General features: G+C 52.4%; 24 protein-coding genes and 1 pseudogene. 14 read left to right on the forward strand and 11 right to left on the reverse strand.

Features of this window, described 5'->3' with window-relative positions; all coding sequences use genetic code 11:
* Positions 1-97 precede the first annotated feature (97 nt).
* A complete protein-coding gene (locus HMPREF1028_RS07665; protein ID WP_009312248.1) occupies positions 98-1081 on the reverse strand; it encodes a hypothetical protein in 984 nt (327 codons plus the stop codon).
* A gap of 166 nt (positions 1082-1247) precedes the next feature.
* On the opposite strand from HMPREF1028_RS07665, the gene HMPREF1028_RS07670 reads away from it, so the two are divergent.
* Complete coding sequence (locus HMPREF1028_RS07670) at positions 1248-2216, forward strand: hypothetical protein (RefSeq protein WP_009312249.1); 969 nt, start codon at positions 1248-1250, stop codon at positions 2214-2216.
* Positions 2217-2305: 89 nt separating this feature from the next.
* On the opposite strand, the gene ruvX is transcribed toward HMPREF1028_RS07670, so the two are convergent.
* The 3 genes from ruvX to HMPREF1028_RS07685 are packed head-to-tail and all read right to left on the reverse strand — an operon-like array spanning position 2306 to position 3878.
* Positions 2306-2773, reverse strand: a complete 468-nt coding sequence (gene ruvX / locus HMPREF1028_RS07675; protein WP_009312251.1) for a Holliday junction resolvase RuvX — start codon at positions 2771-2773, stop codon at positions 2306-2308.
* Entirely contained in the window at positions 2766-3314 is a 549-nt protein-coding gene (locus HMPREF1028_RS07680) for a YqgE/AlgH family protein (RefSeq protein WP_019271440.1), read from the reverse strand. Before HMPREF1028_RS07680 ends, ruvX begins: the two co-directional genes overlap by 8 nt.
* 12 nt (positions 3315-3326) lie before the next feature.
* Positions 3327-3878, reverse strand: a complete 552-nt coding sequence (locus HMPREF1028_RS07685; protein WP_003763874.1) for a CreA family protein — start codon at positions 3876-3878, stop codon at positions 3327-3329.
* A gap of 290 nt (positions 3879-4168) precedes the next feature.
* Here HMPREF1028_RS07685 and HMPREF1028_RS15515 point away from each other — a divergent pair.
* Positions 4169-4231: pseudogene (locus HMPREF1028_RS15515) on the forward strand (transposase); the annotation flags it as partial.
* A gap of 101 nt (positions 4232-4332) precedes the next feature.
* Here the strand turns inward: HMPREF1028_RS15515 and HMPREF1028_RS07690 are convergent.
* Positions 4333-5178 (reverse strand): PoNe immunity protein domain-containing protein, encoded by an 846-nt coding sequence (locus HMPREF1028_RS07690; protein ID WP_009312252.1) that lies wholly within the window; start codon positions 5176-5178, stop codon positions 4333-4335.
* A gap of 199 nt (positions 5179-5377) precedes the next feature.
* Entirely contained in the window at positions 5378-8860 is a 3483-nt protein-coding gene (gene smc, locus HMPREF1028_RS07695) for a chromosome segregation protein SMC (RefSeq protein ID WP_009312253.1), read from the reverse strand.
* Positions 8861-9122: 262 nt separating this feature from the next.
* Here smc and tehB point away from each other — a divergent pair, with 262 nt between their 5' ends.
* The gene (tehB, locus tag HMPREF1028_RS07700; protein ID WP_009312254.1) at positions 9123-9980 is read left to right on the forward strand and encodes an SAM-dependent methyltransferase TehB; all 858 of its coding nucleotides are present in this window, start codon (positions 9123-9125) and stop codon (positions 9978-9980) included.
* 212 nt (positions 9981-10192) lie between these two features.
* On the opposite strand, the gene lolA is transcribed toward tehB, so the two are convergent.
* Positions 10193-10816, reverse strand: a complete 624-nt coding sequence (gene lolA, locus HMPREF1028_RS07705) for an outer membrane lipoprotein chaperone LolA (protein WP_009312255.1) — start codon at positions 10814-10816, stop codon at positions 10193-10195.
* Positions 10817-11120: 304 nt separating this feature from the next.
* On the opposite strand from lolA, the gene HMPREF1028_RS07710 reads away from it, so the two are divergent.
* The 3 genes from HMPREF1028_RS07710 to HMPREF1028_RS07720 are packed head-to-tail and all read left to right on the forward strand — an operon-like array spanning position 11121 to position 13654.
* Positions 11121-11948, forward strand: a complete 828-nt coding sequence (locus HMPREF1028_RS07710; protein ID WP_009312256.1) for a ferritin-like domain-containing protein — start codon at positions 11121-11123, stop codon at positions 11946-11948.
* A gap of 45 nt (positions 11949-11993) precedes the next feature.
* The gene (locus HMPREF1028_RS07715) at positions 11994-12953 is read left to right on the forward strand and encodes a cation diffusion facilitator family transporter (protein WP_009312257.1); all 960 of its coding nucleotides are present in this window, start codon (positions 11994-11996) and stop codon (positions 12951-12953) included.
* 53 nt (positions 12954-13006) lie between these two features.
* Positions 13007-13654 carry an HAD family hydrolase gene (locus tag HMPREF1028_RS07720; RefSeq protein ID WP_009312258.1) on the forward strand — a complete coding sequence of 216 codons (648 nt, stop codon included), beginning with the start codon at positions 13007-13009 and terminating at the stop codon, positions 13652-13654.
* A gap of 51 nt (positions 13655-13705) precedes the next feature.
* On the opposite strand, the gene trmA is transcribed toward HMPREF1028_RS07720, so the two are convergent.
* Positions 13706-14788, reverse strand: coding sequence for a tRNA (uridine(54)-C5)-methyltransferase TrmA (trmA, locus tag HMPREF1028_RS07725; protein WP_009312259.1), 1083 nt, complete (start codon positions 14786-14788; stop codon positions 13706-13708).
* 314 nt (positions 14789-15102) lie between these two features.
* On the opposite strand from trmA, the gene HMPREF1028_RS07730 reads away from it, so the two are divergent.
* Positions 15103-15585 (forward strand): hypothetical protein, encoded by a 483-nt coding sequence (locus tag HMPREF1028_RS07730; RefSeq protein ID WP_009312260.1) that lies wholly within the window; start codon positions 15103-15105, stop codon positions 15583-15585.
* 240 nt (positions 15586-15825) lie between these two features.
* Here HMPREF1028_RS07730 and HMPREF1028_RS07735 read toward each other — a convergent pair whose 3' ends face one another.
* Positions 15826-16140 (reverse strand): porin, encoded by a 315-nt coding sequence (locus HMPREF1028_RS07735; protein WP_009312261.1) that lies wholly within the window; start codon positions 16138-16140, stop codon positions 15826-15828.
* Between the two features lie 336 nt (positions 16141-16476).
* Between HMPREF1028_RS07735 and HMPREF1028_RS07740 the strand changes: the two genes are divergently transcribed.
* The 4 genes from HMPREF1028_RS07740 to HMPREF1028_RS07755 all read left to right on the forward strand — a co-directional run bounded on the left by HMPREF1028_RS07740 (position 16477) and on the right by HMPREF1028_RS07755 (position 19104).
* Positions 16477-17013 (forward strand): isochorismatase family protein, encoded by a 537-nt coding sequence (locus HMPREF1028_RS07740; RefSeq protein ID WP_009312262.1) that lies wholly within the window; start codon positions 16477-16479, stop codon positions 17011-17013.
* Between the two features lie 18 nt (positions 17014-17031).
* The gene (locus HMPREF1028_RS07745; RefSeq protein WP_009312263.1) at positions 17032-17532 is read left to right on the forward strand and encodes a GNAT family N-acetyltransferase; all 501 of its coding nucleotides are present in this window, start codon (positions 17032-17034) and stop codon (positions 17530-17532) included.
* A gap of 54 nt (positions 17533-17586) precedes the next feature.
* Positions 17587-18057 (forward strand): YchJ family protein, encoded by a 471-nt coding sequence (locus tag HMPREF1028_RS07750; RefSeq protein ID WP_009312264.1) that lies wholly within the window; start codon positions 17587-17589, stop codon positions 18055-18057.
* 177 nt (positions 18058-18234) lie between these two features.
* Positions 18235-19104, forward strand: coding sequence for a lipid A biosynthesis lauroyl acyltransferase (locus HMPREF1028_RS07755; RefSeq protein WP_009312265.1), 870 nt, complete (start codon positions 18235-18237; stop codon positions 19102-19104).
* A gap of 1055 nt (positions 19105-20159) precedes the next feature.
* On the opposite strand, the gene secB is transcribed toward HMPREF1028_RS07755, so the two are convergent.
* Positions 20160-20594 (reverse strand): protein-export chaperone SecB, encoded by a 435-nt coding sequence (secB, locus tag HMPREF1028_RS07760; RefSeq protein ID WP_003755109.1) that lies wholly within the window; start codon positions 20592-20594, stop codon positions 20160-20162.
* A gap of 25 nt (positions 20595-20619) precedes the next feature.
* A complete protein-coding gene (gene grxC / locus HMPREF1028_RS07765) occupies positions 20620-20877 on the reverse strand; it encodes a glutaredoxin 3 (protein ID WP_009312266.1) in 258 nt (85 codons plus the stop codon).
* A 338-nt stretch (positions 20878-21215) separates the two neighbouring features.
* Here grxC and HMPREF1028_RS07770 point away from each other — a divergent pair, with 338 nt between their 5' ends.
* The 3 genes from HMPREF1028_RS07770 to HMPREF1028_RS07780 form a co-directional block, all read left to right on the forward strand.
* Complete coding sequence (locus HMPREF1028_RS07770) at positions 21216-22709, forward strand: Rne/Rng family ribonuclease (protein WP_009312267.1); 1494 nt, start codon at positions 21216-21218, stop codon at positions 22707-22709.
* 255 nt (positions 22710-22964) lie between these two features.
* Positions 22965-23636 carry a response regulator gene (locus HMPREF1028_RS07775; RefSeq protein ID WP_009312268.1) on the forward strand — a complete coding sequence of 224 codons (672 nt, stop codon included), beginning with the start codon at positions 22965-22967 and terminating at the stop codon, positions 23634-23636.
* Positions 23637-23713: 77 nt separating this feature from the next.
* On the forward strand, positions 23714-24484 hold a 771-nt coding region (locus HMPREF1028_RS07780; protein WP_009312269.1), incomplete at its 3' end, for a histidine kinase dimerization/phospho-acceptor domain-containing protein.

Here is a 24484-nt window from a genome sequence, read left to right on the forward strand (position 1 = left end):
CAAAGATTTTATCACAGCCCTTTTCAGACGACCTTTGTATTTTAAATATGCGGCTCAGGCAAACCGTTTCGCTCAAGTGGCGGAAGAGAGGTTGCCGCTATTCCCCGTCTTGGAAAATCACGTCGTTTTCAAACCGCGCCATATTGTGCAGCCCGTCGGTCAGGGCGATGCCTTTCAGTTCGTGGCGGCGAACCAAGTCCAACGCTGCTTCCTTGCCGGAAACGGGATGGCAGCGGGCAGGTCCCATGTATTGGAAGCGGTCGGTGTAAAAGACATATAAATAACCGTCCCGCGCGTAAAGCCCGCCGTCTTTGCGGTTTATCCCGACAAAAAGCGGCTGCTCCGCCAATTGGTTCCAAACAATATATTTCACGGATTTCGCCAAATCAGCCGAATATTTTTCCACCAACCCGATCAGCAACACATTCTCCTGCGGCGTGTTGCCGGCAAAAAAACTCAGCAATTCGTCATCTTCGACATTTGTAAACTGCTTGAACAACTCCTCCGCCCGCGCGGGTGTAACCTTATAGGGATTGGAAAAACCGACGATGGCTATCGGATGAAATTGCAGCGGCAGCTTGGCATCGGTGCCGATGGACAACGCCTCCATTTTTTCTCGGGAAGCCGCCATGCCATCCGCGCCGTTCACACGCATCAGCCACGAAAGCGCGCATTCGAAATGTTCGCCGTCCTGTCCTCGGTATTCCATCAGTTGAATGCCCAGCGAGTGCGCGACACGCAGAACATTACTCAAATTATTGAACTGGTCTGCCTTATCCAACGCGCCGACCAAAGCGATGCCGTCTAAAGCGCCGTCCTGTCCGTCTGAAAAAGCCCGCGCCGCTTCATAGTTTTCAAACACATATAAAACCGTCCGCCCGTCTTTCAGACGACCTATATAAGGGATGCCCGTCCCTTCCGATACATCCGCCTGCATGGCAGAAAGCGGCACATACACTTTATCTTTCGCATAAATCGCCCGCGCCGCGCCTTCGCTTTTTTCCTGTGCGGAAAGTCTGCGCGGCTCTTCTGCCGTTTCGCCGGACGGCTTGTTCCCAAAAATTTTCGACAAAATACTCATTCTGTTTTCCTTAATGTATTGGTATGCGCCCGCCTGACTGCTTTTCTGCACAACAGAACGGCGGCAAACCGGGCGCGCAAGATTTTATCACAGCCTTTTTCAGACGACTTGCATTATCCCTAAGATACCGTCCATAATAGCTTTATGCATTAAGCAAGGAAAAACAATGACTATCCGAACCACAACGTTATCCCTACTCACCCTGCTCACCCTCTTTCCGACGATTGCCGCCGCGAACGACGAACCGCCTGCCGACGGCGACACTTGGGTGGACCACCGCCACGAAGTCGTTTCCAAACGCTTGGACAAATGGTCCAACCGCATCGACGACTGGTTTGGCGAACCCGATCCAGACCACCCTGCCGACGCCAACCTGCGCGTCATGCTCGATACCGAATGGAACCCTGACGACAAGTTTACCGTGACGCCCCGCGTACGGGGTCGTCTGAAACTGCCGACCTTGGAGAAAAAAGTCCATGTGATTTTCGGTGACGACTCTTTGGACGACGAGCTGAAACACGAAGCCAACGCCTACCGCAACCGTACCAATACCAACGGCAGGATATTCGACGCATCCCAAAGCCGCGACAACAATGCTTCCCTTGCCGTACGCTGGTCTGAAGTATTCGCCAAACAGCGCACCGATACCGACTTCGATATCGGTATCCGCTCCGGCAGCGACCTGTACGCCCGCGCCAAAAGCTCGAGCAATTGGCAACTGACCGACAACATCGACACCAGTTTGGAGCAAATCTACCGTTACGGCATCAAGAGCAAACACCATGTCCGTACCAACTGGGAAACGCGCTACATCCCCAGCGAAAAAAGCTTTATCGCCAATCAGGCACACCTGCAATACGAACACGATAAAACCGAAGACTGGACATGGGGCAACAGCCTCTTCCGCCAACACAACCTCGGCAAACACCGCCACGTCAACTACGGCGTGTACACCGGCGGCAATATCGAAAAACGCAAAGCCGCCCTCAATACCTACGGTCCGTTTACCACCTACCGCCAACCGATTTGGCGCAACTGGCTGTTTACCCAAACCGAAGTCAACTACTACAACAACCGCAAGGAAAACCAAAAACACCGCGTCGGTGCGCTGTTAAGGATTGAAGCCTTGTTCTGATGCGAAAAGGTCGTCTGAAAGCCTGTTGCCGGACTCAATCCCGTCAATACAGCTTTCAGACGACCTTTTTTCAAACTATCTCAAACAAATTATTCTTCCGAACCTTCTTCCCTACCGTTGAAATACTCTACCGCGCCGCCGTCGAAAAAGCCCTGCAAAATCGCCTGAGCAGCCACTTGGTCGAGTACCGCCTTCTGTTTGCGCCCGAATACCTGCGCTTCGGCAAGCAGGCTTTCCGCATATAGCGAGGACATCCGTTCGTCCACCCAATATATGGGCAGGTTGAAACGCCCGTGCAGGCGGCGGCCGAATTTGCGGCTGAGGCGGGTCAACTCGTGTTCCGTACCGTCGGCGTGGGTCGGCAGTCCGACGACCAGATGCTTGGGCTGCCATTCCCGTATCAGCTTGGCGATGGCGTTGAATTTCTCGTCGTTGCTGTTGCCGGTCACAGTCGCCAAAGGATGCGACAAGCCAAGTTCCGCATCGCCCTGCGCCACGCCGATACGCGCCTCGCCGAAATCAAACGCCAAAACCGTCCCTACCGGTGCTTTATGCATGACCGGCTCCACAGACAAGCGCATCGGGCTGAATACCCAGCTTGGCGAATGCGGCGGCGTAGCGGTGTTCGTAAGGCATATCGAACAAAATATGCTCATCCGCCTTCACCGTCAGCCAGACATTGTCCGCCAGCTCGCGTTCAAGCTGCCCTTTGCTCCAGCTCGAATAGCCTATGCTGATTAAAATCTTGTCCACCGCGCCCTGACGCGATAAGTTTTCAATCACATCGCGCGAAGACGTCAGCGCAATGTCGTCTGAAACAATCATACTGTTTTGCCAGTTGCCCACGGGCGTATGCACGACATAGCCGCGGTCGATCTGTACCGGTCCGCCCATCATGACGTGTTCGTGCTGCATCCGCAAAGGGATATTGCGGTCGGTCGCCGCAAAAATCATGTCCATCGTAATCGGCGACGGTTTGTTGATGATGATGCCCAACGCGCCCTCTTCGTTGTGTTCGCACACATAAATCACCGAATTTTCGAAAAACGGGTCGTCCATATCGGGCATAGCAATCAGGAAATGGTCGGTTAGGTTCATATCGCTCATCTTTTACTTGTTCGGCACAGGCGCATCCACGACGCACGCACCGTAAATCTGTTTGCCTTCCATACCGCCGGCAACTTGCTGCGCATCCGCTTTAGCACCGCCAAAGCACGACACCGCGCTCAAAGAGTTCTTCGGCGAACCCTGAACGATTTTGTCGCTGTAAACCAAATACGCAAACGCCTTACGTTTAGGATCGTAATAACGGATAATCTGCTGGCTCTTGAACGCCAAGCTCGCGCTGCGCTTAAACACCTCCCGCGGCTTAACGACGGCTTGCTCGTTGTAACGGATGACCTCCGCCGTCTGCACGCACGACACGGAAGCATCGCTCGCATCTTCCTCCAAATTCACCGTCTCTTTCAAACCGCCTTTTTTCGCATAAGAAATATAACAGGCAACCCCTTGCACATCAGGATCATCAAACCCCTCGACTTCAATACGGTCATTTTTCCCCAGCATATGAAAAACCGTGCTGGCACGTCCGATTTTGTCGGTATCGTTACCGCAGGAAGCAAGAAGCAGGGCGCAAAGCGCAGGCAGAATAATTTTATTCATGTAAATTAAGAAACCTTTGAAGGTTGGAAATAAAGAAGCTGACACCGCAGCTCCTACTATATAAGACCGCTTGTTCAGATTGCAAGCATCGGAAAGACCCAAATACCCAATTGAATCCCTTCCCCGACTGCAAACCTCCCCACTACAAACCCCATCCCTTTTATTCCTTGGTACATTCAAGGTTCAAAAAGAGAACTCTGGATTGAGCGCCAAGATTTTCAAATTTACGGGCTGAGCTTTAGCTGCAAACAAAAAAGGTCGTCTGAAAACAGATTTTCAGACGACCTTTTTATAGTGGATTAAATTTAAATCAGGACAAGGCGACGAAGCCGCAGACAGTACAGATAGTACGGAACTGCTTCAGCACCTTAGAGAATCGTTCTCTTTGAGCTAAGGCGAGGCAACGCCGTACTGGTTTAAAGTTAATCCACTATAATCTTCAAACTTTTCCAAACTAATCAGCTTTACCTTTGTCTTCACATTTGCGCTTCTGTTCCCTCGCCCAGTCAACCATATCTTTAGGATAATAAGGGGATTTGCGCAATTCGGTATCGTCCAAATCGTCAAGATAAGCGATGGCGGCGACTTCGAATGCCCAGTAACCGCAATAACCGTTCTGTTCTGGATCGAGGTGGGATTGGTATTCAAGGTCGCTCATGCCGACCATTTCGCGATACCAGTCTTTGAGGTAGGCATTGAGTTCTTCCAATTGTTCTTCTTTGGTTTCGCCACGCATCGCTTCGCCGAATAAAATGGCGTGTTTGCCCATTTGGACGTAATCTGGATCGGGACGATTTTTAAAATGGTAGTCCAAAAAGTCTTCGATAGTGGAGTCAGATTCTAAATCATCTTCTGCATTGGCAAGGATGACTTCGAGCAGGCGCGGGAGCAGGTCTTCACGTTGCAGGAGGTAGCAAAGCGCGATAAGGTGCAGCGTTTTAAGGTAATGCTCACCATCACACCACGGCATTGGGCTGGTATAGTAGCCGATATCGTTTAATTTCACTTTGTTTTGCTGCCAGAATTTGGTTATCTCTTCCTCTGAAGCTAAAAATTTTTCTAGAATAGGAATTAAATCCTCTATCGGTTTACCTGCTGTATATATAATTTTCAAATAATCCCAGTAGGTTTCTGCTTGTTGCCTAGATAAAAATCTTAATGCCAAATCATCTGAGAGTTTCCATTTATTATATTCAGGAATAGCTTCCAGAAAATAATTATTAAATTTATTAAATCTTTCCTCACTCAAAAAATGCTGCCTGCGTTTTTCATTAAAACAAACTTGTTCGGTTTCGTTCATGTTTTACCCCTATAAAATCTGGCTCGGTTGGTGCAATTTTTGAATCTTTGTATTGAGACGAATTTAATCCCCCAAACAATAGCAGTTTGAAATCTGAATCCAACGCCCTATTTCAATTCACGGAAAGGTCGTCTGAAACCTAATTTAGTTTTTCAGACGACCTTTCCGTATCAAACTCAATCAAAATTCCCCCACCTCATCACGGCTCCGCCATTTCCAACGCCTGCTTGATGTCCACGGCAACGACGCGCGAGACGCCTTTTTCCTGCATGGTTACGCCGACCAGCTGCTCTGCCATTTCCATGGTCAGGCGGTTGTGGGAGATGTAGAGGAACTGGGTTTGCGCCGACATTTCTTTGACCAGGTTGCAGAAACGCGAGGTGTTGGCGTCGTCCAGCGGGGCATCAACTTCGTCCAAAAGGCAGAAGGGGGCGGGGTTGAGGCTGAACAGGGCAAACACGAGGCTCATGGCGGTGAGGGCTTTTTCGCCGCCGGAGAGGAGGTGGATGGTGCTGTTTTTCTTGCCGGGCGGGCGCGCCATGATGGACACGCCGGCGGTCAGGAGGTCGTCGCCTATCATTTTGAGTGTGGCTTCGCCACCGCCGAACAGGGTCGGGAAGAAGGTTTGGACTTTGCCGTTGACGGCATCGAAGGTTTCTTTGAAACGCGCTTTGGTTTTGTCGTCGATTTGGGCGATGGCTTTTTCCAAAAGGGTGATGGCGGCCTGCACGTCTTCGCTTTGGCTGCGGTAGTAGCCGTCGCGTTCGCGCGCTTCTTCGAGTTCTTGCAAGGCGGCGAGGTTGACGGCGCCGAGGGCTTCGATTTGCTGGGTGAGGCTGCCGATGCTGCTGTTCAATACTTTCGGCGATTCTTTCGCCAACGCTTCGAGCGCGTCCAAATCGGCGGCGCGTTCGGTCAGGTTTTGATGGTAGCGTTTGGCGTTAATCAGGGCTTCCTGCTGCTGCAACAGGGCGGTTTGGGTGGCGGCCTGAAGCTGCGGCAGCTTGGTTTGCAGGGCTTGTACGCGGGCGTATTGTTCCCTGCCCTGCTCCTGAATCTGCGCGAGTTTTTCCTGCACGGCGATGTATTCTTCGTCCAGCGTGTGCACGGCTTCGGTCAGCTCATCGAGCTTGATGTGCTGCTCGTCGTTTTGGAACTCGGTTTCATAGGCGAGGGCAAGCTCTTGCTGGCGTTCCTGCCAGTCGAGGGTTTGCTGTTCGAGTCGGGCGATTTGCTGTTGGTAGTTTTGTTTTTGCTGGTTGAGCTTGTGGACGGCGACTTCGGCAAGCCCGTATTGGCGGTTGGCTTCCAACAGGGCAAGCTGCGCCTGTTTCAGACGGCCTTGCTGCTCTTGGCGGTTGTGTGCGGTGGTTTGCTGTTGGTATTCGAGTTCGGCGGCGGCTTCCTGCAAAGTAGCGATGTCGTCTGAAAGCCCGTCGGACGTGTGTTGCAACACGGTCTGTTCTTCCGCCAACTGCGCCAGTTCGCGCTCGATGTGTTCGCGGCGGATTTGCCCTTGGTTGGTGCGCGCCAAGAGTTCGGCGGTGCGTTGCTGCGCCTGGCTGTATTGGCGCGTGTGCTTCTGTTGCTGCTGCATCAGGTTTTTGTGCTGCACTTCGGACGAGCGCACGGCAGCCTCCGCCTGTTTGAACGCAGCTTCGGCGGCGGAGAGTTCGGGGGCGAGGTTTTCCAGCTCGGACGTAATGCCGTCAAGGCGCGCTTTTTGGGCAATCAGGCTTTCCTGCGCAGGTTTTGCATAGAGCAGGACGCTGACTTTGTCGACCTGATGGCCTTCGGGCGTGAGCCAGATTTGGTGTGCGCCCAAATCGCTTTGATGCACGAGGGCGTAGCTCAAATCGGGCGCGCACAATACGCCGTCGAGCCAGTGGTGCAATGCCGTCTGAAACGGCGGCTGCGCTTGGATTTGGTTCAACAATGCCTGTACGGGCAGGGATTTTTTGATGCCGCCGGAGAGGTCGTCTGAAAGCCATGCCGCCTGCCCCTGCGGCAACGGCGCGGGCGGGACAAAGCCAGACGGCACGGCGCGGGCATGCAGGCGTTCGGCAAGGATGACGGACAAGGCGTGTTGCCACTCGGCGGGCGCGGTGATGTGTTGCCACAGTTGCGGCGCGGCGGCGTGGCCGGTTGCCTGCCAGAAGTCGGCGGCTTCCTGCTGTTGCGACAGGATTTGAGACAACGCCTGCTGCTGCGCCTGCAAGGTGATGTGTTGCTGCTTCAGGTTTTGGAAGCGGTTTGAGGCCGTCTGAAACGCCTCGCGGGCGGCGTGTAAGGCTTCTTCGGCGGCAATGATTTGTTCTTCGTAATGCTCTTGCTGGCTTTGCAACAAGGCGGCAGCTTCCTGCGCGGCGGCGGTTTCCGCTTCGTCGGGCAGGTTCAGGGCTTGGTTTTCCTGTTTCAGACGACCTTTGCGCTCTTCGTGCTTGGCAACGGTTTGTTCGGCATGGGCAAGCTGCTGCTGCTTCAACGCCAGTTCGCGGCGGATGCGGTTTGCCTCGTCCTGCTGGGTTTGGAAGGCGGCGTTGAGCGTGGCTTGGGCTTCTTCCAATTCGGGCAGACGCTCTTCGTGTTCGGCAACCTGCATCGCCCACTCCGCCAACTCGGTTTGCTTTTCTTCGGCCTGCAACTCGTTTTCTTCAAGCTGCACGCGGATTTGCTGCTGCTCCTGATGGATGCGCTGCATCTGCGCCTGCGCCGCCTGCTTGTCGCGTTCGATGCGTTGGTGCAGGTTTTGCTGATGACGGATTTGCTCTTCCAAACGGGCAATCTGCTCGCGCAACACACCGCGTTTGTTGCTCAATTCGTGTACTGCCTGCTGCTGCGACTGTTCGGCGGTCTGCAAGGCGTGTACTTCGTCGTTTAACGCCTGAACCTGCGCGGCGGTTTCGTCCTGCTGCGCCTGCAAAGACTGATGCTGCGCGGTTGCCTTGTCGGCGGCGGCAAGCGATTGCTGCCATTGGGCGTAATCGAGCAAATCCTGTTGTTGGTTCAACTGCGCGGTCAGGGATTTGTAGCGTTCGGCGGTTTCGGCTTGTTTTTCCAGCTTTTCCACCTGACGCGCCAACTCGTTCTGCAAATCGCCCAAACGCTGCAAATGCTCGCGCGTGTCTTTCAGACGACCTTCCGTCTCCTTGCGGCGTTCCTTATATTTGGACACGCCCGCCGCTTCCTCAATATAGGCGCGTAACTCCTCCGGCCGCGCTTCGATGATGCGCGAAATCATCCCCTGCTCGATGACGGCATAACCGCGCGCGCCCACGCCCGTCCCCAGAAACAAATCGGTAATGTCGCGGCGGCGCACGGTCTGATTATTGATGAAATACGTCGATTCGCCCTGACGCGTCAGCTGCCGCTTGATGCTCACCTCGGCATACTGCCCCCACGCTCCCTGCAAACTGTGGTCGCTATTGTCAAACACCAGCTCCACCGAAGCCCTCGGCGCAGGACGGCGCGTCGCCGCACCGTTAAAAATCACGTCCTGCATACTCTCGCCGCGAAGCTGCTTCGCCGAAGCCTCGCCCAACACCCAGCGCACCGCGTCAATCACATTCGACTTGCCGCAGCCGTTCGGCCCGATAACCGCAACAAGCTGTCCCGGAACATGAATCGTGGTCGGATCGGTAAAAGATTTGAAGCCGGAGAGTTTGATGTGGGTCAGGCGCATGGGATAAGGACGGGGAGAAAAAAATAAAGTGGGATTTTATACTAGTCTTCCCGCGAAAAACCAAATTCTTGAAAACCAATCCGACGGTCTGCCATCCTCGCCTGAAAATCAGGTTAGACGGGCAGTACGCAAACTGAAAATAAGCAGTTTGCAGCGACCTGATTCTTCAAATGCGTCAGCAGGCAAACCGATAATTCAATGCCCCGATCGAAACAGGCATATAATATGCACCTTATCGAAAACAGATTAGAAGGAACCGACAATGGACGGACAAATGGCGCTTTTTTGCTATCAAGAACTGCCGGTTTGGCAGGCAGACGAGATTCCCGACGCTCTGCGGGCGGGTCATGCGTTTGACGAAGGGGAATGGGCTTGCCTGAACGTATTGCAAGGTCGTCTGAAATTGACGGAAGCTGATAATGCTTCTGTCGAGCTGACTGCCGAAGACGGCGATCACATGATTGCGCCACAACAACAGTTTACGGTCGAGCCTTTGACGGACGACACGGAAATCAAGCTCTCGCTTTATTGCGCGGCAAAGGATTATTTCAATAAGAAATACGGCATGAGCGCGACCCATTCGGCGGTAGTGGCGGCTGAAAACATCGTTCCTGCGGGCAAAGCTTTGGATATGGGCTGCGGTCAGGGGCGTAATGCGCTGTTTTTAGGTTTGAAAGGATTTGACGTAACCGCCGTGGACAACAATCCGCAGGCGGTGCAAAACGTCAACGAGTTGGCGCGCATCGAGGGCTTGGACGTGCGGGCAGTAGAATATGATTTGAATGCCGCCAACCTTCAAGATCATTTCGACTATATCGTGGCGACGGTTGTGTTTATGTTCCTGTATCCGCGTTTCGTGCCGCAAGTGATTGCCGATATGCAGGCGCACACCAACCCGGGCGGCTACAACCTGATCGTTTCGGCGATGGACACTGAAGACTTCCCTTGCCCTATGCCTTTCCCGTTTAAATTTAAAGAAGGCGAGTTGCGCGAATACTACCGCGGCTGGGAGATTGCCGAATACAAGGAAGAACTCGGCGCGATGCACGCGAAAGATGCGGCGGGCAATCCGATACAGTTTAAGTTTGTTACCATATTGGCGAAAAAGCCTGAGGCATAAACGAACGGGGTCGTCTGAAAGGTTTTCAGACGACCTTTTGGTATCCGCTTTCTTATAGAGTCTCCAATATTGCCCACCAGTCATCCGAGTTACACTTCAAAAGCTGAATCGTGTTGACTGCGGGCAACTGACACCCAACGCACCATCACTAACAGCCCAAAAACAAAAAGGTCGTCTGAAACCTTTCAGACGACCTTTTTATGATCAAACCATCAGTTGCTCAACACATCCACGCCTTTGGGCGGGGTGAACTTGAATGCGCCGCGCGAGAGGTTGGGCTTGGTATTCAAGCCGCCGAAGGTAATGGAGGTTTGGTTGCCGAAGCTGTCTTTCAACTGCATGGCGGCGAGGTTGTCGCCTTTGAAGCCGATGCGGATGTATTGGTAGCCGGCGTTGTTTTTCTTGGGTGTTGCCAAGACGTAGTCGATGCCGTTGGACGAGCCGTCTTCTTTGAGGGAGTAGCTGCTGTCAAGGGCGTTTTTGTTGGAGAGGATGGCGGCGGGGCTGTCGCCGATGGTTTGGTCTTGGGCGGACTTGGTCACTTGTGCCAAATCAACGTCGTAGAGCCAAATGGTTTGACCGTCGCCTACGATGGTTTGTTTGTAGGGTTTGGTGTATTCCCATTTGAAGAGGCCCGGACGCAGGATTTTGAAAGTACCGTGTGCGGTTTGGGTTTTCTTTTTGCCTTGAACGGTTTGGGTGAAGCTGCCGCTGATACCGTCGGCGTCGTTGTTGAATTTCTTGAGTGCATCCACTGCGCCTGCCTGTGCGAAACCGATGGTCGCGGTCAGGGAACAAGCGGCGAGGAATTTGAACAGGTTGTGTTGTTTCATCATTATTTTTCCTTGTTGGAAGGGGTGTGGCGCCCAGTATCGATGTTACAAAATAACAATGCAAGCTGCTTATGGGCGGTTTACATTTTGCAAACAGTGTTTCCCGGGGGCTAATTTTTTGAAGCTGCGGGATTTTTTCCTGCGGAAAAGACAATCGGGTTTCACAATTCTTTAATGTATGCCGACTGCGCAAACTGTGGTATTTAATGGTTTTTGACGCACAACGCCAAATTGTAAAGATTATATTCCTTATATTGTTTTTTTTAAACGCTATAATATTTGTTTTCTGAAAAACGGCGGACTTGGAATGAAACCTGATATCTATGCCTTGCTGGAACTTGCCCTGCTTTCAGACGACCCCGATGAAAAAGGACGGCTGACAGATGAGGCGTTTGCCGCTGTTCAAAACATGGACGGTGCTGAAACAAACGCTGCGCCGCTGGACTTCCGCCACGCGGGACGGCCGCCGAAGCCTGTTTTGGTCGCGCCGTCGCAACTGACGCCGCGCAAGATGAACACGACCGAAGGCTATGCGGCGATGCTGCACGCGATTGCGCATATCGAGTTCAACGCCATCAATCTGGCTTTGGACGCGGCATACCGTTTCCGCACGCTGCCGTTTCAGTTTGTGCGCGACTGGGTGCAGGTGGCGAAAGAAGAGGTGTACCATTTCCGCCTGATGCGCGAAAGGCTGCGCGCTTTCGGCTTTGATTACGGCGATTTCGAGGCGCACAACCATTTGTGGGACATGGCGTATAAAACCGCCTACGACCCGCTGTTGCGCATGGCGTTGGTGCCGCGCGTATTGGAAGCGCGCGGGCTGGACGTTACGCCGGGGATACGCGCGAAGGTGGAACAGCGCGGCGATTCGGAAACCTGCGGCGTGTTGGACATCATTTATCGCGACGAAGTAGGCCATGTCGCCATCGGCAACCATTGGTATCAACACCTTTGCCGCGAACGCGGTTTGGAACCTGTCGCCCTGTTCCGCAGTCTGATTGCCCGTTACGATATGTTTATCTTCCGCGGCTATGTGAACATCGAAGCGCGCGAAAAAGCGGGCTTCAGCCGCTTTGAATTGGATATGTTGGAAGATTTCGAGCAGAGTTTGAAACAAGGCAAAAAGGTCGTCTGAAAACCCTGAATCCGGATTTTCAGACGACCTCTGTTGAGGAACGTTATGTCTCACCATCACGAACACCATCATCACGCACACGCCCACACGCATACCGCCAACAAAAAAGTATTGCGCGTGTCGTTCGTCATCATCGCCGCCTTTATGCTGCTGGAGGCGGTCGGCGGCTGGCTGACCCACTCGCTCGCGCTGCTTTCCGACGCGGGGCATATGTTCAGCGACGCATTTTCCTTGGGCGTGGCGTTGTGGGCATTCAAACTCGGCGAAAAAGAAACCACGCTGCAAAAGACCTTCGGCTACAAACGTTTTGAAATCCTCACCGCCATGTTCAACGGCTTGTCGCTGGTGGTCATCGCCGTGCTGATTTTCTACGAAGCCGTCAAACGCCTGCTTTATCCGCCCGAAATTGCCACGCTGGGGATGCTCGTCATCAGCGTCGTCGGCCTGCTGGTCAACATCGGCGTGGCGGTTTATATGCTGAAAAACAGCGACACCGAAGCCAACGTCAACATGCGCGGCGCGTATCTGCACGTTTTGAGCGACCTTGTCGGCTCAATCGGCGCGATTGCCGCCGCCGTGCTCATGATGGCGTTTGGCTGGAAATGGGCGGACCCGCTCGCCAGCGTGTTCGTTGCCGCACTGGTCGGACGCAGCGGCTGGAGCCTGCTCAAACAAACGCTGCACATCCTCATGGAAGGCGCGCCCGAAAACATCCACACCGACGACCTGCTCGCCGTCATCCGCAACACCGACGGCGTCAAATCCGTCCACGACTTACATGTCTGGACGATTACCAGCAATATCAACGTCCTATCCTGCCACATCGTTGTGGACGGCGGCATGACCGTTGCCGAATCCGAACAAATCGCCTACCGCATCGAACACGAGTTGTCCCACAAAAACATCGGGCACTGCACCATCCAAATCGAAAGCGAACGCCACCCGCACAAAAACGAGATTTTGTGTTCGCCCTACGCAGAAGCACATCACAGCCACAGCCATTAAACCAACAAGGCCGTCTGAAAACCTTTCAGACGGCCTCCACCAAAGGAAAACACATGATACAAGCCGTATTGTTCGACCTCGACGGCACGCTCGCCGACACCGCCCTAGACCTCGGCGGCGCACTCAACACCGTATTGCGCCGCCACAACCTGCCCGAAAAAAGCATCGCGGAAATCCGCCCGTATGCCAGCCACGGCGTAGCCGGCCTGTTGAAAATCGGCGTCGGCATGACTGCCGAACATCCTGATTTCGCAGCATGGCGGCAAGAATGCCTTGAAGCATACAGCCTTTGCTATGCCGATAAAACCACGCTGTTCGACGGCGTGAACGAAATGATTGCCGAACTCGACAGACGCGGCATCAAATGGGGCATCATCACCAACAAACCCATGCGCTTCACCGACAAACTCGTCCCCAAGCTCGGCTTCGTCATCCCGCCCGCCGTCGTCGTCAGCGGCGACACCTGCGGCGAATCCAAACCCAGCGTCAAACCCATGCTGTATGCGTGCGAACAAATCCACGCCGATCCGCAACACACGGTTTACGTCGGCGACGCCGAACGCGACATGCAGGCCGGACGCAACGCAGGCATGAAAACCATACTTGCCGACTGGGGCTATATCGCCGCCGAAGACCAAACCGAAACATGGCCGTTCGACCACCGCATCGCATCGCCTTCGGATTTGCTCAAGATTCTGTAAAACGAAAGGTCGTCTGAAAGTTTTCAGACGACCTTCTTCAAATCCTCTTCTTTATTTCTTCTTCAAATAAACACCGCTTTCGATATGGTGCGTAAACGGGAACTGGTCAAACAACGCGGCGCGTTCGACAGTATGGGTTTGGCAGAGTGTGTCGAGGTTCGCGCGCAAGGTCTCGGGATTGCAGGAAATATAGATAATGTTGTCAAACTGGGAAACCAGCTTCAGCGTTTCATCATCGACGCCGGCTCGGGGCGGATCGACAAAAATGGCGGAAAAACCGTAATCTTTCAGCGAGATACCCTGCTCTTGCAGGCGGCGGAATTCGCGGCTTTGCGTATAGGCTTCGGTAAATTCTTCGGCGGAGAGGCGGGCGATTTTGATGTTGTCCCGCCGGTTGGCTTCGATATTCCACTGTGCGGCGTAAACGGAAGTTTTGGACACTTCAGTCGCTAACACCTGACGGAAATGCTGCGAGAGCGGCAGGGTAAAATTGCCGTTGCCGCAGTAAAGTTCGAGCAGGTCGCCGCTCAGGTTTTGCGCGACATCGCATGCCCAGCCAAGCATTTTTTCGCACACACGGGCGTTGGGCTGGGTAAAGCTGCCTTCGACTTGGCGGTAGCGGAAGGTTTTACCGTTTACGTTCAGCTCTTCGGTTATATAGTCTTGAGTCAAAACAATTTTCTGCCCCCTACTCCGACCGATGATATGGATGCCCAATTCACGCGCCAAAGTTTCGGCGGCACGCTGCCACGCTTCGCCCAGTTTTTTGTGGTAAATCATGGTAACGAGCATCTCTCCGCTCAGTGCAGACAGAAATTCAACGGCGTACCAGCGGTTTTTGAGTTCGGGATTTTGCGCGGCGGCTTCGATGAGCTTGGGCATCAAGGCATTGATGGATTCGGAGGCGGCAGGAAATTGGTCGCAACGTATCAGGCTTGCGCCGCTTGCTTTCTGCCCGCGCTCGAACATGGCGTAAAACATTTCGCCGCCTTCGTGCCAAATACGGAATTCGGCGCGCATCCGGTAATGCTGTTCGGGGGATTCGAAAACTTGAATTTCAGGAAAATCCAAACCTTGAAAAAGCTGTTGCAAGTATTGGATTTTTTGGTCGAGCTGTTGCGTATAAGCGGTCATGTCAGATTAATCTAATAAAAACAATCAGCGCATTATAATATAGTTCAAAGAGCAGATTACGGCACTGCGCCAAAAACAGCAAACCCACCGCCCCAATACCCCATAAATGCCTTCTCAAGCAGTTTCAAAAAATTTTGGAAGTCACTCGGGCAGCCGTTATTTTTTCTGATCTACAAGCAAAAAAGCATACCTAAATTTCAGCAAAACTTCCGGCCCGGCATTCCATCGATTTACCCATTCAATCTATATTGATTAAGTAAAAATAACATTATAGAATATTCACTCTTTTTAACATTTCATCTTGGGTACCCATCATGTCCGCCAAACGCTTCCTCATTGCCGCCTTCTTGTCCGCTTCCGCATTCGCCGGTGCTGATGTTCATATTGATGAAAACATCCCCTATCGCGATAAAGAAGAGATTGATAACCGCATCGTATCCGAGTGTTTAGAAGTCGGCAGCATCATGTCCGAATCCTTGCGGGAAAGCGCGGCAAAAAGCGGGGTAACCGTCGTGCGCGATGGTCTGAAACAAGACACTTACGCAGACATCGCCATCACTTCCGCCATGAGCGCAGGCAATGCCTTTGTGGGACACGCCAAGGGCATGGCTGTTTCTGTGACTTTGTATATTGACGGCAAACAAGTCAAAAAAACCATATTATCCCGCAATTCTATGGGCGGCATGTTTGGCGGTTTTAAAGGTTCTTGTTCCGTCCTGAACCGAACGGCCAAAGTTTTGGGTGCGGATTTGGCCAAATGGATTATCCAAGAACAGAAAAACGCTCAGGCTAAATAAAGCGTTTAATCAAAAGATTGGTTTGCAAGCTCCGCTTCTGCCGTCAAAACCAGTGATAGCGGGGTATCGGTCAAACACAGTACCAATCTTCCCATTGCAAGTCAGTGCGAATACAAACGCGCTCCTAAACATAGGCCTCTTTCCGGTTAACCAAAAGGTCGTCTGAAAACATCCGCACCCATGCGAAACGTTTTCAGACGACCTGTTGCTTGTCTTAACCGGGATAGAGCCTTATTTCTTTTAACGCCCAAAGCCGATATAAGTTTCTCCGCTGCCTTGGTTGCGGCTGCGCCAAGTATCTTTGGCACCGGTTTTCGAACCCAAGGGCGTATCTTGTTCGACCTGCCACAATACATCATTGCCGCCGCCGATAGGATGCGAACCGCGCATACCGACATAGCTGCCCATGTCGCTTACGCCGTTATTGGAAATTCTGTGGCTGCCGTATTTTGTGTTGGAAGCTTCCACTCCGGCTTTCAAATCGCCGTAAAAATGAACTTCCGCCGCAGCCAGTGCAGGCAGTGCGAGTAAAGACAAAATCAGAATTTTCTTCATTATGAAATGCTCCTTATGTGACATCCCTTCTGCACAAGCAGGCGGGAAGGGTTAGTGCAAGGCGAATTCTACCGTCCTAAAAGTTTGTGTTTGAATTAAGAAAGAAAATTCATGCAAAGGGTCGTCTGAAAAATGTGAAATCAGATTCAAACTTCCCATGCCGACCGTATACGTTTTGAACGGCAGATACGCTTCAAACCGAAGCCGCACCTCGCCATCCGTGGCTTGACCATCCGGCGACAAATGGAAACGCGCCCATCAAAACCGCAGCCATTACAGACACACCGGCTTTCGCTATAATGAATACACCCTCCACTTGGCGCGAAAGGAATATTTATGAATCCCGAAAACACCCTGTGTCTGATTATCGACATCCAAGAACGCCTCCTCCCCGCCCTGCACGACAAAGACAATATGCTGCACCACAGCCGTATCCTGATACAGGGGCTTCACGCCTTAGGCGTCCCGTTTGCCGTGACCGAGCAATATCCGAAAGGCTTGGGCAAAACGGTTCCCGCCGTCTCGCTGCTGCTGCCCGAAACCACGCCCTTCATCGAAAAAACCCGTTTCTCCGCCCTCTCCCCCGAAACACACGCGATTTTGACGCAGGCAGCCGTCCAAAACATCATCTTAATCGGCGCAGAAACCCATATCTGCATGCTGCAAACCGTATTGGATTTGCGCTTGGAAGGTTTCAATGTTTACGTCCCCTTTGAATGCACGACATCCCGTTCCCCTGCCAACAAAGAAAACGGACTGGCGCAAATGCGCGAAGCCCGCGCTACCGTTTCCAATGTGGAAAGCATTTTGTTCCAATTGTTGGGCGATGCCCGCCACCCTGCCTTCAAAACCGTTTCCAAACTGATTCAATAGCCTGTTAAGGTCGTCTGAATGCAATACACCATCACCGAAGCAGCCAAAACCGACTTGCCCGACATTATCGAGATTTACAACAGTACCATAGCCGCCCGCCAATCCACCGCCGACCTGACGCCCGTCAGCGTTGCCGAACGCGAATCTTGGTTCGACGCACACGGCGGCAAGCGGCCTCTGTATGTATTGAAAAATCACGAAGGCACGGTTTTGGCGTGGTGCAGCCTCAGCGACTACTACCCGCGCCATGCCTTTCACATCAGCGCAGAAATCAGCCTCTATGTCCGCCATGACGCGCGCGGTATCGGCGTGGGCAAAATCCTGCTGCAAAATGTGCTCGAGCGCGCACCGTCCTTGGGCATTAAAAACATATTGGCAGTCATCTTCGGACACAACTACCCCAGCCTGCACCTGTTTCACCAGTTCGGCTTTACGGAATGGGGGCGATTGCCCGCCGTATGCGACTTAGGAGAACAACAAGCCGATGTTGTCATCTTAGGCAAAAAATTGGTCGATTGAATCCCCGACAGCCAAACCGCAACTTTTCCCCAATACTACTCAACCCAAACCAAAATGACCGCTCCCCAAACCTGCCCCTGCTCTTCAGGGCAAGCCTACAACGACTGTTGCGCACCGTTCCACCGCCACGAAAGCCTGCCGCAAACCGCCGAACAGCTGATGCGTTCCAGATACAGCGCTTATGTTTTGCACAATATCACCTATATTGTTGAAACGACTGTCCCTTCCCAGCAACACCAGCTCGATCAAGCCGATATGCTGGCATGGAGTCAGACGACCCATTGGCAGGGTTTGGAAGTCATGCAACACGCCACTGTCGGCAAACAACATGCCCAAGTCGAATTCAAAGCCTATTTTCAAGACGGTCAGGAAACCGCGTGCCATCACGAACTATCCGCCTTTGTCAAAATCGACAACCGCTGGTATTTCATCGACCCGACCACGCCCTTGCCCGGCATGAAACACGACTGCATCTGCGGTTCGCACAAAAAATTCAAAGCCTGCTGCGGCCGTTTCTTCAAATAACAAACCAACCATCCGCAGGCAAATTTAAAACCATGCTTGCGGACAGGCCGTGTCTCCTGAACACACCAGTTTCTAAAACGCCGCCAAACCTTTTCTCTTTCACCGTCTCAATCCGCCTGAAAAACAGACCTTTCCGTTATAATTCCCTTTTTCCCGCACCATCCCGCGACAGACGACATGAAAGCCGCCTTTTTCCTCCTCTACCTCATCCAGCTTCTGCCCTTCAAAGTTATACACAAAATCGCCGACGCAGTGGGCATCCTCGCCTATTACGCCGTCAAACCGCGCCGCAAAGTCGGCGAGACCAACCTCAAAAAATGCTTTCCCGAATGGAGCGAAGACCAACGAAAAGCCGTGCTCAAACGCCATTTTCAGCACATGGCGAAGCTGATGCTCGAATACGGCCTGTATTGGTACGCGCCTGCCGACAGGCTGCGCAAACTCGTGCATTATCAAGACAAACACCATCTCGATAACGCGCTCGCGGCGGGCGAAAAAGTCATCCTGCTTTATCCGCACTTCACCGCATTTGAAATGGCGGTTTACACCCTCAATCAGGACGTGCCGCTGACCAGCATGTATTCGCACCAAAAAAACAAAGCGTTGGACGAACAAATCCTCAAAGGCCGCCACCGCTACAACAACGTTTTCCTCATCGGCCGCACCGAAGGCCTGCGCGCGATTATCAAGCAACTGCGCAAAAGCGACGCCCCCTTCCTTTACCTGCCCGACCAGGATTTCGGCCGCAACGACTCCATCTTCGTCAACTTCTTCGGCATCCCCACCGCCACGATTACAGGCCTAAGCCGCATCGCCGGCATGACGAAAGCCAAAGTCATCCCCGCCATTCCCACGCGCAATGCCGACAACACCGTTACGCTGCGCTTTTATCCTGCATGGGAAAACTTCCCTTCAGACGACATTGTAGCCGACACCCAGCGCATGAACGACTTTATCGAAGCACGGGCAAGGGAAAATCCCGAACAGTATTTCTGGCTGCACAAACGCTTCAAAACCCGTCCCGAAGGCGAACAGGGATTTTATTGAATTACATACAGTTACATCAAAAAACAAAGCCCGTCATATACGGGCTTTTATTATTTCTATTAAATCGAAAATTAGCAACGATAGTAACAAATTTTTAATTGAGAATTTTTCACATTAACTCTTTGGTTAAACTGGATATTCAGGTTTATCAGACGTTCAACATAGGAAAAAACCGCGCCATTTCCCGTAAAACATAAATATGATGCAAAATTTTGATTAACATATTAAATTTAATTTTATTTAAAATCAAAGTGTTATAAAATAACATTTTAAAAGAATTAATTATACAGACCAATCCATAAAGAATATAATTTTAAATTTGCGAAAATATTTATTTTATATTCATTAAAAATTTAACCAATCAGAATTATATTTTAAAATTTAAATAAATATTGAAATATTATAAATATATATTTTACATAAAAAAATAATATAAACCTCTTGGCAAACCCAAAATTTTCGCGTAAATTTCGTTACATCAAATTACAGTCGTACCGGCAAGATTTGATACTCCGGTTTCCTACTGCAAGCTTCCAGCTTGCAAGTGGATGTTCTGAGACTCACTCCCTCGGAACAAAAGTTTACCCGCACGGAGTTGAGCCGTGCAGGTAAAGCCGCAGGCGAAAGCCTGTATTGTTTGTGAAGCGTAAATCTCTGATTTGAGGTATTGGGGCAATCCTGTGGGGGATTGCCTCCTTTTTTTGTTCATTCCTTCATTACACCAACAAGGGTTTACGGTGAACAAAACAGAAAACACCCATCACTACCCCGCTTCGCCGCAAACATAGATATAAACATAAATATAGTGGATTAAATTTAAATCAGGACAAGGCGACGAAGCCGCAGACAGTACAGATAGTACGGAACCGATTCACTTGGTGCTTCAGCACCTTAGAGAATCGTTCTCTTTGAGCTAAGGCGAGGCAACGCCGTACTGGTTTAAAGTTAATCCACTATATCGTGCAAACAAAGCATCGTGTTATTGACATCCGCCATATAAAAAAGGTCGTCTGAAACATTTTTCAGACGACCTTTCGACAAACAGGGAACGCGGATTATGCGTTGCCTTCTTGTTGTTGCTGGTACATGGCTTCGAAGTTGATCGGAGCGAGCAGTACGGGCGGGAAGCCGGCGCGGGTTACGCTGGTGGAAATGGCTTCGCGTGCGTAAGGGAAGAGGATGTTCGGGCAGGCTACGCCTAAGAGCAATTGAACGTCTTCTTCAGGGATGTTTTCCAGACGGAAGATGCCGCTTTGGGTCACTTCGTTGAGGAACATGGTACGCTCGGCGTTGAGTTTGGCGGTTACGGTAACGGTTACGTCAACGTTGTAGTAGCCGTCTTCCAGCTTCTCGCTGTTGGTGGAAACGCGCATATCGACTTCAGGCTCGCCTTGTTCCAAGAAGATTTGGGGGGCATTGGGCACTTCCAAAGACAGGTCTTTGACGAACAGGCGTTCGATGCTGAATACGGGTTGCAATTCTTCGCTCATTTTGTTTTCCTAGTTGGGTTTAAAGTTACGGGTTTAATAAAGAATCCAGCCTGCCTTCGCGGTGCAGGCCGTACAAATCGGTGAAACCGCCGACGTGGGTATCGCCGATGAAAATTTGGGGTATGCTGCGCTGCCCTGAAAGCTGCTGCATTTTGGCAAAGGCTTCTGGGCTGCGGTCGACGCGGATTTCGTTGATTTCGGCGACGCCCAGCGAATGCAGCAGCTTTTTAGCCATAGTGCAGTAGGGGCAGAACGCGCCTGTGTACATCGTAACGGTTTGCATGATTGTTTTCAGAGTTCTAACGGGGTTCACTATATGGGCATATGGTTTATTTTACAATACTTGAAATCGGCTATTTTGCCTGAATCTTTGTTTTCTGGGTGTAAGGGCTGCATGCCGCCCATGTGCCAAAACGCCGTTTTTAAAGTATGATAAACGGCAATCCGAACCGCTTTTGCCATTTATTTTCCACGAAACCAACGGCAAGCGGGTGGTGGATTAAATTTGAGTCAGAACAGCAACACAATCAGCCGATTATTTTTCAGGTTTGGGCAAAGCAAAACCGGGCTGGTTCAAATTTAATCTACTATATTTCTTATTAAAAATCAGGAACTAAAACAATGCTTTCAGGAATCCCTATCCCGAAGGACGCTATCCGTCCGCCCGAAACCGTGCTCGTCAACATTACGCCGCAGGAAACGCGCGTGGCGGTGTTGGAAGAAAACAATATCTGCGAACTGCACATTGAGCGCAACAGTGGTCATAGCTTGGTCGGCAATATTTATCTGGGCGTGGTGCGCCGCGTGTTGCCCGGAATGCAGAGCGCGTTCATCGACATCGGTTTGGAACGCGCCGCGTTTCTGCACATCGTCGATGTCCTCGAACAACGCCGCAACCCCGACGAAACCCAGCGTATCGAGCATATGCTGTTTGAAGGACAGTCGGTTTTGGTGCAAGTCATCAAAGACCCGATTAACACCAAAGGCGCGCGCCTTTCCACTCAAATTTCGTTAGCGGGGCGATTCCTCGTCCACCTTCCGCAAGAAGACCACATCGGCATTTCCCAGCGCATCGAGGACGATGCCGAACGCAACAGCCTGCGCGAACGCCTGACCAACCTGCTGCCCGAAGACGCGTGCCACGGCTACATCATCCGCACCAACGCCGAAAACGCCACCGACGAGCAGCTTCAGTCCGACATTCACTACCTGACCAAAGTGTGGGAACACATTCAAGAACAAGCAAAAATCCAGCCGCCGGAAACCCTGCTTTATCAGGATTTGCCGCTAAGCCTGCGCGTGTTGCGCGATATGTTCAGCCTCGACACGCAAAAAATCCTGGTCGATTCAACCGAAAACCACCGCCGCATGACCCGCTTCGCCGAGCAATACGTCCACGGCGCATTGGGCAGGATAGAGCTATTTAAAGGCGAACGCCCGCTGTTTGAAACCCACAACGTCGAGCAGGAAATCAGCCGCGCCCTGCAACCGCGCGTCAACCTCAACTTCGGCAGCTACCTGATCATCGAGTCCACCGAAGCCATGACCACGATAGACGTAAACACTGGCGGATTCGTCGGCGCGCGCAACTTCGACGAAACCATCTTCCGTACCAACCTCGAAGCCTGCCACACCATCGCCCGCGAATTAAGACTGCGCAACCTCGGCGGCATCATCATCATCGACTTCATCGACATGGCGCAGGAAGCCCACCGCGAAGCCGTGTTGCAAGAGCTTGCCAAAGCGCTCGCCTTCGACCGTACCCGCGTTACCCTCAACGGCTTCACCAGCTTGGGTTTGGTCGAGCTGACGCGCAAACGTTCGCGTGAAAACCTCAGCCAAATCCTCTGCGAACCCTGCTCATCCTGCCAAGGCAGGGGTCGTCTGAAAACGCCGCAGACCATCTGCTACGAAATCCAGCGCGAAATCGTCCGTGAAGCCCGCCGTTACGACGTGCAGTCCTTCCGCATCCTCGCCGCGCCCAACGTCATCGACCTCTTCCTCGACGAAGAATCGCAATCGCTGGCGATGCTCATCGACTTCATCGGCAAACCGATTTCGCTGGCAGTCGAAACCGCCTACACGCAGGAACAGTACGATATTGTGTTGCTGTAAAGACAAAAGTTCGTCTGAAAACAGAATCGGGTTTTCAGACGACCTTTTGGCAAGATTGGCAAACCATTCAAGCGCAGTATTCCTTTAGAAAAAAATATCCAACATACCAAGCATAACCGACGCCCAAGGAACCCAATCAAGTACGGAAAAGCAACAAAAGGTCGTCTGAAAACCAGCCGCCCCTTTCAGACGACCTCCCGCTAAACCCCTCCTAATTTTCCCCTGCTATCCTTCCCGCTGATTAAGGAGAACACCATGCGCGTATTGCTTGCAGAAGACGACAACATGATTGCCCAAGCCGTAGCCGCCAACCTCAAAGACAGCGGCTACGCTGTCGATTGGGTCAAAAACGGCAGCCAAGTTTCTACCGCCCTTCAGGCGCAGAACTACGACTTGCTGCTGCTCGACCTCGGACTGCCCGGCAAAGACGGGCTGGACGTCCTCACCCAAATCCGACACGAAGGCAGCCAAACCCCCGTCCTCATCGTTACCGCCCGCGACGACCTCCACAGCCGCCTCAACGGACTGGACGGCGGCGCCGACGACTACATCGTCAAACCCTTCGACATGGCGGAGCTGCAAGCCCGTATGCGCGCCGTCCTGCGCCGCCACAGCGGCCACAGCCAAACCCTATTAACCAACGGCGCGCTCACCCTCAACCCCGCCACCTACCAAGTCGAAGTCAAAGGACAAGACAAACCCGTCCTCCTGAGCAACAAAGAATTTGCCGTCCTCCAAGCCCTGATGATGCGTCCCGGCATCATCCTCTCCCGCAGCGACCTTGAAGACAAAATCTACGGCTGGGGCGAAGAAGTCGAGAGCAACGCCGTCGATTTCCTCATCCACGCCCTACGCAAAAAGCTCGGCAAAGAACACATCCAAAACGTACGCGGCGTAGGCTGGCTGGTCGCCAAAGAGGTCGTCTGAAACCCCCAATCCGCGCATCCATGCCCGCCCATGCCATAATCAATAACAAAACCTAAAACAGCCTCACCAAACACACTATGCATCACTTCATCCAGACCCTCAAACAATCCCTGCAAGTCCGTATCAGCATCGCCCTGATACTGATGTTCCTGCCTTTGTCCATCATCGCAGGCGCATTCTCCTATTACCAAACCTACCATGAAGCCGAAGAGCTTCAGGACGACCTGTTGCGCCAAACCGCCGCCTATATCAACCCCAAAACCACCGACTACACACAAATAGGCAGCGAAAACCACATCCTCATCCAAACCTTCGGACAAGAAGACACCGTCCCCCTGTCCGACACACTCGGCGAAGGATTCCACACCATCAAAGGCAGCGTTGATGACGACGATGACGATGATGACGACGACGAATACCGCGCCTACATCCGCCAAACCCCGCAAGGCAAAATCGCCGTACTCCAAGAAACCGAATACCGCGACGACCTCGCCGCCACCGCCGCCTACCAAAGCGTCCTCCCGCTGCTCATCGCCCTGCCCCTCATGATCCTGCTGACCGTATGGATCACCTACCGCGCCATGCGTCCCGTTAAAACCCTTTCTGCCTCCCTCGGCCAACGCCGTTCAGACGACCTCTCGCCGCTGGACGGAGAAGGCGTGCCCAGCGAAATACAAGGCTTCGTTACCGCCATCAACCAACTGCTGCAACGCACAGGCGAAAACATCCGCCGCCAGCAACGCTTCATCGCCGATGCCGCCCACGAACTGCGCAGCCCCCTGACCGCCCTCTCCCTTCAGGCAGAACGGCTCACCAAGCTACCCCAATCGGACGAAGCCCGCGAACAG

Source organism: Neisseria sp. GT4A_CT1, assembly GCF_000227275.1.
Taxonomy (GTDB): domain Bacteria; phylum Pseudomonadota; class Gammaproteobacteria; order Burkholderiales; family Neisseriaceae; genus Neisseria.